Consider the following 10,910-nt stretch of genomic DNA (forward strand, 5'->3'; position numbering starts at 1 on the left):
AAAACAACCCATTCTAAAGGAGTTGTTTTTGTATATTCCGGCGTCTTACTGCAGTATTTCGATTTCCAGATGCTTTGCGCCGAAACTTTTCGCTTCTTGTCTTGTTGGAAACCAGATGTCCACTCTGCTGTTAAATCTGACATTCATTCTGTCTTCAACAATGAATATCCTGTCAGGATATACGGAAGGAAATCTGACTTTTGTGCCAAACTTAAGGAAGTTTGACGCGATCGTTCCATTGTGGACATGTGTTCCGCTCGCTGTATAAAAGGGAGAGGAATCAGTCTGGTCCACGGTCGAAGAATATGCGGTTACCGTGACCCATTGCTTCTTTGCAACCTTAAGGGCTTCGGGTGCCATCTCTTCTTTCGGGACGATCTCCGTGTTTGAGTTTTCAACAATTATATCTGTTGCCGGCAAAATCGTATTCGCGTCGGCAAGAACTGCTAATATTGGCGAATTTATTAATGTACTTTTCTTTTCAAGGCTAGTGTCGTTTGTTTTGGTGTTTGTTTTGGCTTCTACCACTTCGTACTGCTGACTGGTGGAGTTCAATGTGATGCTTACTATGGCCAAAATGGCTATAATAAGCGAAAAATTGACTCGGTCGGCGATCCAACCTTTACTCATAAATTGTATTAGCCAATTAAAAAATTCCTTTATAGGAATTACGCCTTATTCTATCATATAAATAATATTTTGTCAATAGTGAGACAGGGGCGCCAGGGAGCATAAAGGTATTTAAAAAGCACAGGAAATATCCAAAAATATTTGAGAAATTTCAATAAGTGTGCAATAATTTAATATAAATGCCTTGTTAATATTTTTATCAATGAATTTTTAAAAATTATATGCCTCCAGATCTCAATTTATACTTAGGATTGTTCATCTCCAGTCTTCTCTCGTCCTCTTTTTTTCCAATGACATCCGACGGAGTCGTTATTTATCTAGTTTTAAAGGGTTTTGATGCGTTGACTGTCGTTTTGGTTGCATCCCTGGGAAGCTATTCGGGATTCTGCTCGATATATCTGGTAAGTTATTTTGGAAGAGAGGTTTTGCTTGATAGGGTTGTTAAAATAAAGAAAAGCAAGATGGAGAAGGCAGAGAAGTTCTTTAAAAAATACGGATCCCTTGCTCTTTTTTTCGCCTGGCTCCCCTTTATTGGCGAGGCCTTTGTGGCGATTGCCGGCATATTTAAGGTCAATTTTCTCGTTTTTTCGATTATGACTTATGTTGGAACGCTTTTAAGGTTTGCCGTGATCGCCTATATTTTCAAATATCTCGTGTGACCTTATCTTCAGTTTATGCGCCAGTTAGCGTCTATTTCCCCTTGCATTATTAAATACATGTGATATTCTGTCTAGGTAGATATTGCGGGTGTAGTTCAGCAGTAGAACGTCTCCTTGCCAAGGAGAAGGCCGTGGGTGCGAATCCCATCACCCGCTCAAAAATTTCTCCGAAAGTTTTGAACTAGACGGATAATGCAAACTTGGCGGACGGATAATGAAAAAACAGCCCTGAAACAGGCCGTTTTTTTGTTTGTGCCGAGAGGCGGACTTGAACCGCCGACACAAGGATTTTCAGTCCTTTGCTCTACCAACTGAGCTACCTCGGCAGAATTGACTAATAACACAAAACTTATTACTGATAACAAAAATCATTTCTTAATATATTTCTTGAATCCTCCCAATTGTTTGGAAATACTTTCGCATTTTTTCAGCAATTTCTCGAACATTTCTTCAGATATTATTTTATTATGTCGCAAAACATCCAGTCCCGCCAAAGTTTCATTTGTAGATCCTATTGCGATATCGAAATATCTGTTTAATTCTTTGTCGGAATCTTTACCACTGCCTTCGGCTATATTCAGAACTATTGAGAAACTTGATCTTGTAAGCTGGTTTCCTAATTCATGTCTTAGTCCATTTGGAAGTTTGGAAACGATTTTTATGACAATCTGAAAAAGTTCTCTGGCATCTTGATATACCTTCCACCTTAGAAATCTGAAGGCTTCCATCAGTTATGGGTTACAAGTTATGAGTTTTCTGTCGATTTTGTGGACGCTGAGGGATTCGAACCCCCGACCCTCTCGGTGTAAACGAGATGCTCTAGCCAACTGAGCTAAGCGTCCAAAATAACTTATAACCTATAACTCATAACTAATAACCGCTCAGGGGCTTTCGTATTCCGTTATGGGTTATTTGTTATTAGTTTTCCGTTAGTTTTGTGCCGAGAGAGGGAGTTGAACCCTCACGCCCTTGCGAGCACAGGCCCTCAACCTGCTGCGTATGCCAATTCCGCCACCCCGGCGTTTCAAAATAAAAATGTAAACATCAAAATGTAAAATTTAGGATATCTGCAAAACAAAACCTACCTTTTACATTTTGACTGTGTAATATTTATTCCTTCTTCTCTGTCTTTGCTTCAACTTTTTCATCCTTTTTCGCTTCAGCTTTCACTTCCGCTTTCGTTTCTGCCGGAGCTTCAGCCTTTTCTTCTTTCTTTGCTTCAATCGGAGCTTTTGCTTTGGGCTTCTCTTCCTTCTTGATCAGTTCGCCTTTCGGTTGAGTCGCTTTTCCAACTCTGTCGCGCATATAATAAAGCTTGGCCCTTCTCGCTTTTGTCGTTTTGATGAGTTCTATTTTTTCGATTGCAGGAGAATTCAAGGGATAGATCCTTTCGACGCCAACGCCGTCAGAGATCTTTCTGACCGTTATAGTTGCGTTTATTCCTTTTCTGCCTCTCATTGCGATCACAAGGCCTTCATAGACCTGAATTCTTTCCTTCGTTTCCATTTTCTTGCCGACTTCCTTGGTTTCGAATATCTTCTGGTAGACTTTGACGATGTGTCCCGGTCTGATATCCGGCATATCTGTCCTGGTGCGGCTTTGGTTGAACTGTTGTAGTGTAACTGCCATATTATTAATAATGATATTAGTAAATTGTCTTTTCTTCGAGTATTGGATATGAAAATGATCTCTTTTTTAACTCAAAGACATTACGCTATATTTAGCGTTTTGACTACTTTATGTTACTTGAAAATTATAAATTAGTCAAGGATTGGGGATTTCATGAGATTTTATCAAGGAATTCCGCAAGATCTTCAGGAATTTCGGAGGTAAACGTCTTTTTTCCCAGAGCGGGAAGTTCGATCTCCAGTTTGCCGGCATGAAGGAATTGTCTCTCGGGTTTTGGCTCGATTTTGGCATATTTCTTCGAGAAATATTTCTTATCCCCTGCTATCGGGAAGCCAAGAGCTTTGAGATGAACTCTTATCTGGTGCATTCTGCCGGTTTTCGGGATCGCTTCAAGGAGAGTGTAATCCTTGAATCTTTTCTTTACGTTATAAATTGTCAGTGCTTCTCTGGCTTTTATGTCCGTCTTCTTTTTCGAGTCGATGGCAGTTTGCATTTTCGGGTTTGATCTGGATCTTCCGATCGAAAGGTCTATGGCGCCATGGTCATCCGGAACGCTTCCATAAACAAGCGCGGTATATGTTTTTTGGACGAGCCTGTTCTTGAATTGGTTTTTCAGGAATTGAAAAGCATCATTGTTCTTTGCAGAGATCAGGACTCCGGAAGTGTCTTTGTCCAGCCTGTGGACTATGCCCGGCCTGGTCTTGTCTTCTCCGATATCTTTGATTCCGGGAAAATGTTCAACCAGAAAATCGACGACCGTCGCCCCCTTGTATGACGAGGCTTCATGAACCGGGATCCCGGCAGGCTTGTCGAGAACGACGACGTTGCTGTCCTCATAGATGATATTTATTTTCGGCGTTTCGTATTTCTGTTTTGCGGCCGGAGACGTTTCCGATTCAATTTCCGGTGCAATAGAAATTTCGTTGCCAGTCTTAAGTTTATATGTCGGTTTTGCGGTTTTTCCATTCACAAAAACACAGCCGTTTTCGATGCGGTTTTTCCAAAAAACGCGGGATTTGCCAGGATATTGTTCTGCAAGGAATTTGTCGATCCTCTGATCGGATTGTATCTCAGTAATTTTGATTATCCTGTTTGCTTCCATATAAATGCATATAGGACTTAGGTGTCATCTCGAGCAAGGTATTGAAGCGAAAGCGACAAGACGAAGTCGAGAGATCCCTCTTTCGGCTACAAAGAGGAATATAAAGCGATATCCACATTAGAGCGATTTCTCCATTTCGCTCGCTCGTATCTCGTCTCGCTTCAGTCGAAATGACGATCAAGCGCGAAGTTCTAATATATAAACTATTATGATTATATATCATAATTCATGCGCAGTCTAACGGATGCGATGCATTGCAAATAATCAGCAATAAATATACAATATAGATAATCTAACGCAAAAAAATGAATGAACCAATCTATGCGATCATAGCAGTTTCGGCGGTAAGCGTAATTTCGCTTATCGGAATTTTCACCTTGTTTGTCAATGACAAAACTTTGAATAGTATTATTCCTACAATGGTTTCCTTTGCCGCGGGATCGCTTCTCGGAGCCGCGTTTTTCGATGTCCTTCCCGAGGCGGTTGAAACCGGAGGAACGGGAGTGTTTTCATATGTGCTGATCGGAATGCTGATCTTTTTTGTTCTTGAGAGATATATACACTGGCATCATTGCCATGATGATGAATGTGAAAAACACTATCATCCGGAAACATATCTCAACATAATCGGCGACGTATTCCACAATTTCATTGATGGCGCGCTCATTGCGGCGGCATTCTTTTCCGGCATAGAGATCGGGATCATCACGACGATTGCCATTATGGCGCATGAAATTCCGCAGGAGATCGGAGAATATGCCATTCTGATACACGGTGGCATGAAGAGGAGAAAGGCGATATTTTTCAATTTTGTTTCATCCCTGACTGCAATTTTGGGAGTTCTGGCAACTTTTATTTTTGCTTCATCGATCAAGGGATCCATACCATTCATTCTTGCGATCGCAGGCGGAGGTTTTGTGTATATTGCGACTGCAGACCTTATCCCCGAGATCCACAAAGAGAGAAAAAGCGCAAAGATGATCGTGCAATCCCTGGCGCTGTTCTTCGGCGTTCTGGTGATCGCTCTTGTGAAAGAGGTGTTTCCGGGATAATCCCACATAAAAGCACAAATTCCAAATTACAAACTCCAAACAAAGCACAAATGGATGATCCCGTATTTAAATATGGATATCACGTTCAAAAAAAATGGACTCATTGTCATTCTGAACAGAGCGGAGCGAAGTGAAGAATCCCAGTAGAAAAAAATAGCGCCTTATGTAACGGGACTCTTCGACCCGCTTCGCCGAAGGTTGACAGCGAGGCGAGCGGGCTCAGAGTGACAAGTATTGCATAGAAGGGATATTTGCTTTTACAATACCTCAAGACAATATAGTATGAATAAATACTATGTTTATATAGCTTCGAACAGCAGAAATACAGTTTTATATACCGGCATTACAAATAACATAAATCGAAGAATGTTCGAACATAAAAACAAATTAGTTAAAGGTTTTACAGAAAAATATAATGTTGATAAATTAGTGTATTGTGAAGAATTTAATTCTCCAGGAGAAGCAATTGCCGCCGAAAAGAAAATTAAAGGATGGACAAGAAAGAAAAAGATAGATCTGATTAAGAGCGCTAATCCCGAATTTATGGATTTATTGGTTTAAATGCGGGATTCTTCATTTCGCTTTGCTTCATTCAGAATGACAGGATTTGGTTCGGGGATAATACTATAAAGTGTAATGCTTTGGAAATTGTTTGTAATTTGTTTATTGTGTGGTTTGTGATTTAAAAAAAACGCCCTATGCGGGTGTTTTATTATTATTATCATGCCGTGAGTTAATCTTGTGGGCCCGAGAAGAGTCGAACTTCTGACCTTTACCGTGTCGAGGTAACGCTCTAACCAACTGAGCTACGAGCCCTGGGAAAATGAAAAATTGAAAACTAAAAATGAAAAAGTAAAATAGGAAAAATTTGATAATTTGTGTCAAATCTCAGCAACTAATGATGTTTATTTTTTCATTTTGCAGTTTTATTTTACCTCTATAGCTTATCAGAAATCCCAAAAAGCGCAAGACGTTAAATAACATATAACTTATGACTCATAACTTATAACATTTATGCATTAAGTCGTTGAATAACATTATGTATGAAGGTAGTGACAAGTCGCGACTTGTCACTACGGGTAGCATTCAACGTGCAGGGAATTACAGAACGGCAATTTCATGAAAATACTCACTTTGTCATCCCGCACTTGCCTGTCCCTGCCGGCAGGCGCATTAGGAGGAATGCGGGATCCATTTTTTTAGGTCAGTCTATTACGTGGATCAGACTGTCCGAAAATGTCATCCTGATCCGCCGATTGGCGGAAAAGGATCCCGTGGAAGAAAAGAATGCCTTATATGACGGGACTCTTCGACAAGCTCAGAGTGACAGAAAAAAAGGATTGCGCTATATTGAAATGCAAATCCTTGACATTGCCGCATTTCGTGTTACATTTGAGACAAAGAAAACTTTGGAGGAATACAAAAATGCCAGTAGACCTTGGGCAACGAAAAGAAGAGGAATCGAAAAATCGTGAAAAATGGACAAAAATTCAAAAAGAATGGGATGATAAGAATATTGATTTTTTACGGAGAAATTCAGGAAAAGCTTTCACAGAAGATGAGGTAATAGTAGAGATCGGTTACGGTCACACTGGGATTTATCCATACTGTCCCCTTCAGTTTCTCGCTAATCCAAAATCTCTAAATTATAATAAACACATAAAAACGTTAGAGAATTGTATCAGCAGGAATTCTCATTATTTCTGGAGTGAAGAATAGAATTTAATACGGTTTGTATATTCCAAGAGTCTTCTTGGGATTTTTTTATTGAGGGGAAATGTAAATAATGTGATTGATTGAATTGTATAACTATTTCCCCCTTTGCAAAAGGGGGATTAAGGGGGATTTCCGGGTGAGGGCAATTAATAAATTACAAAATCCACCCCAACTCTCCTTTGTCAAAGGAGGGGGCTATCGGCATGTACAAAAAAACAGCCTTTATGGCCGAATAGCAATAGAACTCTAATAACACACCCCCAACCCCCTCTCGAGAGGGGACTTTATTTCATATAAATATAGCCTCTAATGACCCGGCTGTTGATGTCGAGGACTCGGACGCTGGTTCTGTTCCAGCCAACATAGTTCATTTCGGAGATGGTCACCTTGTCGCCATTTACGCCTTCAACCAAAGCCACGTGGCCATACCACTTGTTCTCGGTCGTCACCATGATCGAGCCTACGACCGGGGTCTTTCCGGTTTCATATCCGAATGCTCGGGCATTTGTCAGCCATGATTTCGCATGTCCGCTCCATGGAACATAAACCTTGCTTGCGACATAATACGTGCACTGTCCAAAGACGAATCTGTGGCTTCCCAAAGGGTTCTTGAATGTCGAGGATGATTTTGCCGTAGAAACCACTTTTCTCTCATTCGAGTCCCTCGGTGGAGCGACTACTCTTGGCTTCAAGGGGGCTGCGGTCTCGCCATTCGGAACTATAAGCATTTTCCCTTCGGATCCTTCGGGGAATATTCCGTCTGCGGGAAGAGAGTTGAAAGCAATGACCTCGTCCTTATCTGCTTTATATAGGTTTGCGACCTTCTCAACCGTATCACCTTTTTTTACTATGTGTTTCACGCCGGTTACGGGCAGGATCTCAAGGTCCTGTCCGGGCCTTATATAGTCTCCAACCTTCATATTGTTCGCCCAAAGGACGGTGTATGTCGAAACGCCGAAAGAAGTTGCGATCGAACTTGGAGTGTCTCCCGATTGGACGGTGTACTTGAAAATTCCATATTTGAGATTGGCCTGTGATTCGTCATAAAAGCTTGCCGGAGCCATAACATAGTTTCCCTGGATAATTGGGATCGGATCTCCCAAGGCTTCAGCGGGATCTTCTTCATCGTCGACCAATACGGCAAGGGTATTTGAATCCAAGTCGGCTTGGTCGGTCGTAGAATTGGTCATATTTACCAGAAAATTAGGGTCGGCGCTGGCGATCTTTGCCATGGAAACAAAGCTGGATTGATCCTCGGCATTAACCTCAAGGCTTTTGACCACTATGCTTCCACTGTCATCAGAGCCTCCTTTTCCGTCAAGGAACCTGAAAAGCATGCTTTCGTTCTGCAGGTCGCTATCGTTTGTATAGATATTTGTGACAACAACAGAAGACAACAAAAAAATTACTGATGCGACAGTAATATGGCTTCTACAGAAAGACAGCAGCTTATAAATAGGCCTTATGATCCAAACACCTTCTTTTTGGCTAATCTGAAGGGTTTTTTCATTCTGCTCTAGGTTGTTGATAGAAACATTAATTCGTGTATTTCCTGCAAACTTAATGCTTTATAACCCCAATTTGCATCCTGAAGTTCCATGCTGAATGGCTTTCTCGGGTCAATCGGCAAAAAGCTTAGAAATTAACCAGTTACTCACATTAACCAATTTACCATGAGAATGTTCTGGTGTCAATAGAATTTAGTGTCACATCTATATTATATAAAATATAGGAGATCATGTCAAGTTGATAAATAGAAGAAAATCGTGCGTCGGAAAGTTATCCCATTTTTGTTTTTTTGGATCATTGTGATAGAATAAGTTGTAACATTTGTCAGCTTTTTAGGTTCTTAGTCTCTTAGTCAGAGGCATCTGACAGTTGCTTTTGAAAGGAAGCTGACCGTTATGATCCAATAATTTACTTAAAGGAAAGAATAACTATGAATGACTTGCTCAGAGACCTAAATTCTCGTCAGCTTGAGGCCATCACTTCAACGGAAGGTCCGGTTTTGGTTATTGCCGGGCCGGGATCCGGGAAAACGAGGGTTTTGACGCATCGCGTGGCATATCTCATTGCAAAAGGAATAACCAAACCGGGGAATATTCTGGCCGTGACCTTCACCAACAAGGCGGCGCGGGAGATGCAGGACAGGATCAGGCCTATGCTCAAGATCGAATACCCGAGATTCAGCTTCAATACGCCCCTGCTTTTTTCGCCCGTTCCCACGATCGGGACTTTCCATAGCGTTTGCGTAAGGATACTCCGGGCCGAGGCTGAAAGTCTGGGATTCAAGAAAGATTTTGTCATTTTCGACGAGGATGATCAGCTGGCGCTCGTGAAAACGGCTATGAAAGAGCTGAATATAAGCAAAGAACAAATGAATCCGAACTTTGCCCGGAACTGGATATCCAGCGCGAAAAATGAGCTAAAAAAGCCTTCAGAGTGCGAAAATATGGCCGAGGACTACATAAGCGAGAACCTCTCAAAGATCTATGCCATCTATCAGGACCGCTTACACGCGAGCAGCGCTTTTGATTTCGACGACCTCATCATGAAAACAATAATTCTTTTCGAGACCAAACCGGAAATTCTGAAGAGATATCAGTCGGTCTTCAAATATATCATGGTGGATGAATATCAGGACACGAACTTCGCCCAATACAGGCTGATCGATCTTTTGGGCCGGGCTCACGGGAACATCTGCGTTGTCGGAGATGACTGGCAGAGCATCTATAGGTGGAGAGGTGCGGACATCGCCAATATTCTGGAGTTTGAGAAGAACTATCCCGATGCGAAAGTCGTGAAGCTCGAGCAGAACTATCGCTCGACCCAGCTCATTCTTGATGCGGCATACGGCGTCATTTCAAAGAACATCAACCGGAAGGACAAGAAACTTTGGACGGAAAGAGGCGGAGGAAGCCAGGTTGTGGCCTATGAGGCGGCTGATGAGAAGGGCGAGGCGGACTTTGTGATCGGCGAGATCGCAAAGCTATACAATGGAAGCTATGGAAATAAGGTTGAGCTCAGCGATATAGCCATACTTTACAGGACCAATGCCCAATCGCGGTCCATTGAAGAAGCATTCCTGAAATATAACGTGCCGTATAGAATAGTCGGAGGCATCAAGTTCTACCTTCGAAAAGAAATAAAGGACGTTGTCGCCTATCTCAGGTTTATCCAGAACCCGTTCGATGTGATGAGCTTTGAACGAATCGTGAATATTCCTCAGCGGGGCGCCGGAAAAGCCACTTTAGCCAAAATTGCGATGGAAGCGAGGAAAAGCGGGAAAAGCTTTATTGAAACGATCGAGAGCTTTTCGGGCGCCGGGATAACGAAAAACAAGATGGAAGCGCTGAAGGATTTTGCACGGTCCGTCAGGAAGATGGAGGCGAAGAACGAGAAGACAAAAACTTTGGAATTTCTAGATTTAGTGATAAAAGAAGCGGAATATCAGAAATATGTCTGCGATGGGACGGAAGAAGGCGAAGTGAGATGGGAAAATGTGAAAGAGCTTTATACCGCTCTTGGAAAATACAATGAATTTCCCTGGAAGGACGGGATCAGGATGTTTTTGGAGGAAGTGTCGCTCGCGACGGATCTTGATAATGTGAAAGACGAGGAAAAATCCGTCACTTTGATGACGCTCCACTCGGCAAAAGGACTTGAATATGATACGGTTTTTATGATCGGGATGGAAGAAGGGCTTCTTCCCCACTCCAGGAGCATTGATGACCCGGCGGAGATGGAAGAGGAACGCCGGCTTTGCTATGTCGGCATAACCAGGGCGAAAAGCAGGGTCTATCTTGTCTATGCCAGGGTGCGCAGGATATACGGTTCGACACAGATCAACAATCCTTCCCGTTTCATCACCGACATACCCGAGCACCTTGTCGAAATGAAGAATCAGGGATATAGTTATCTCCGGGATGCAACCGATGACGGCTATCGGGATGAGGGATATGAGGAGGAGAGCGTTGACATTTGGTAATTTTAAATTTTAAGACTTCCGGCAAGAACTCCCTGTGGTGTCCTTAAAGACCCACAGGGATGAATTGCCGCCCGTACCACTTGCGATAGGCATGTTGTATAATGATTGCATATGATAAATATAGAAAGTGACAC

At 42.2% G+C, this 10,910-nt stretch carries 9 protein-coding genes, 5 tRNA genes and 1 pseudogene; 6 read left to right on the plus strand and 9 right to left on the minus strand.

The features are described from left to right. Positions 1 to 45 precede the first annotated feature (45 nt). Complete coding sequence (locus WC788_07950) at positions 46 to 630, minus strand: hypothetical protein (protein MFA6097531.1); 585 nt, start codon at positions 628 to 630, stop codon at positions 46 to 48. 221 nt (positions 631 to 851) lie between these two features. On the opposite strand from WC788_07950, the gene WC788_07955 reads away from it, so the two are divergent. Both WC788_07955 and WC788_07960 read left to right on the plus strand, forming a co-directional pair. Next, a complete protein-coding gene (locus WC788_07955) occupies positions 852 to 1,289 on the plus strand; it encodes a VTT domain-containing protein (GenBank protein ID MFA6097532.1) in 438 nt (145 codons plus the stop codon). 84 nt (positions 1,290 to 1,373) lie between these two features. Further along, positions 1,374 to 1,445, plus strand: a tRNA-Gly gene (locus WC788_07960). Positions 1,446 to 1,542: 97 nt separating this feature from the next. On the opposite strand, the gene WC788_07965 is transcribed toward WC788_07960, so the two are convergent. The 6 genes and pseudogenes from WC788_07965 to WC788_07990 form a co-directional block, all read right to left on the minus strand. Then, positions 1,543 to 1,615, minus strand: a tRNA-Phe gene (locus WC788_07965). 42 nt (positions 1,616 to 1,657) lie between these two features. After that, positions 1,658 to 2,017 (minus strand): four helix bundle protein, encoded by a 360-nt coding sequence (locus tag WC788_07970; protein MFA6097533.1) that lies wholly within the window; start codon positions 2,015 to 2,017, stop codon positions 1,658 to 1,660. Between the two features lie 40 nt (positions 2,018 to 2,057). Continuing rightward, positions 2,058 to 2,131, minus strand: a tRNA-Val gene (locus tag WC788_07975). A 96-nt stretch (positions 2,132 to 2,227) separates the two neighbouring features. Beyond that, positions 2,228 to 2,310, minus strand: a tRNA-Leu gene (locus WC788_07980). A 230-nt stretch (positions 2,311 to 2,540) separates the two neighbouring features. Then, positions 2,541 to 2,918 (minus strand): annotated as a pseudogene (rplS, locus tag WC788_07985) (50S ribosomal protein L19). 151 nt (positions 2,919 to 3,069) lie between these two features. Then, complete coding sequence (locus tag WC788_07990; GenBank protein MFA6097534.1) at positions 3,070 to 4,020, minus strand: RluA family pseudouridine synthase; 951 nt, start codon at positions 4,018 to 4,020, stop codon at positions 3,070 to 3,072. Between the two features lie 305 nt (positions 4,021 to 4,325). Here WC788_07990 and WC788_07995 point away from each other — a divergent pair, with 305 nt between their 5' ends. Next, a complete protein-coding gene (locus tag WC788_07995; GenBank protein ID MFA6097535.1) occupies positions 4,326 to 5,072 on the plus strand; it encodes a ZIP family metal transporter in 747 nt (248 codons plus the stop codon). A gap of 282 nt (positions 5,073 to 5,354) precedes the next feature. Then, complete coding sequence (locus WC788_08000) at positions 5,355 to 5,633, plus strand: GIY-YIG nuclease family protein (GenBank protein MFA6097536.1); 279 nt, start codon at positions 5,355 to 5,357, stop codon at positions 5,631 to 5,633. A 181-nt stretch (positions 5,634 to 5,814) separates the two neighbouring features. On the opposite strand, the gene WC788_08005 is transcribed toward WC788_08000, so the two are convergent. Then, positions 5,815 to 5,888 (minus strand) — tRNA-Val (locus WC788_08005). 609 nt (positions 5,889 to 6,497) lie between these two features. On the opposite strand from WC788_08005, the gene WC788_08010 reads away from it, so the two are divergent. After that, entirely contained in the window at positions 6,498 to 6,791 is a 294-nt protein-coding gene (locus WC788_08010; GenBank protein ID MFA6097537.1) for a hypothetical protein, read from the plus strand. A gap of 281 nt (positions 6,792 to 7,072) precedes the next feature. Here WC788_08010 and WC788_08015 read toward each other — a convergent pair whose 3' ends face one another. Next, complete coding sequence (locus WC788_08015; protein ID MFA6097538.1) at positions 7,073 to 8,125, minus strand: LysM peptidoglycan-binding domain-containing protein; 1,053 nt, start codon at positions 8,123 to 8,125, stop codon at positions 7,073 to 7,075. A gap of 602 nt (positions 8,126 to 8,727) precedes the next feature. On the opposite strand from WC788_08015, the gene WC788_08020 reads away from it, so the two are divergent. Next, entirely contained in the window at positions 8,728 to 10,776 is a 2,049-nt protein-coding gene (locus WC788_08020) for a UvrD-helicase domain-containing protein (protein MFA6097539.1), read from the plus strand. The last annotated feature ends 134 nt before the right edge of the window (positions 10,777 to 10,910 follow it).

This window comes from Candidatus Paceibacterota bacterium (genome assembly GCA_041661265.1).
In the GTDB taxonomy this organism is placed as follows: Bacteria; Patescibacteriota; Minisyncoccia; order JAHIHE01; family JAGLIN01; genus JBAZUT01.

What these genes read in the sequence shown, in the direction of transcription:
- WC788_08020 (MFA6097539.1), top strand. Translation starts at nt 8,728, where the DNA reads ATGAATGACTTGCTCAGAGACCTAAATTCTCGTCAGCTTGAGGCCATC.
- WC788_07950 (MFA6097531.1), bottom strand. Translation starts at nt 630, where the DNA reads ATGAGTAAAGGTTGGATCGCCGACCGAGTCAATTTTTCGCTTATTATA.
- WC788_07970 (MFA6097533.1), bottom strand. Translation starts at nt 2,017, where the DNA reads ATGGAAGCCTTCAGATTTCTAAGGTGGAAGGTATATCAAGATGCCAGA.
- WC788_08000 (MFA6097536.1), top strand. Translation starts at nt 5,355, where the DNA reads ATGAATAAATACTATGTTTATATAGCTTCGAACAGCAGAAATACAGTT.
- WC788_08010 (MFA6097537.1), top strand. Translation starts at nt 6,498, where the DNA reads ATGCCAGTAGACCTTGGGCAACGAAAAGAAGAGGAATCGAAAAATCGT.
- WC788_07955 (MFA6097532.1), top strand. Translation starts at nt 852, where the DNA reads ATGCCTCCAGATCTCAATTTATACTTAGGATTGTTCATCTCCAGTCTT.
- WC788_07995 (MFA6097535.1), top strand. Translation starts at nt 4,326, where the DNA reads ATGAATGAACCAATCTATGCGATCATAGCAGTTTCGGCGGTAAGCGTA.
- WC788_07990 (MFA6097534.1), bottom strand. Translation starts at nt 4,020, where the DNA reads ATGGAAGCAAACAGGATAATCAAAATTACTGAGATACAATCCGATCAG.
- WC788_08015 (MFA6097538.1), bottom strand. Translation starts at nt 8,125, where the DNA reads ATGCTTTTCAGGTTCCTTGACGGAAAAGGAGGCTCTGATGACAGTGGA.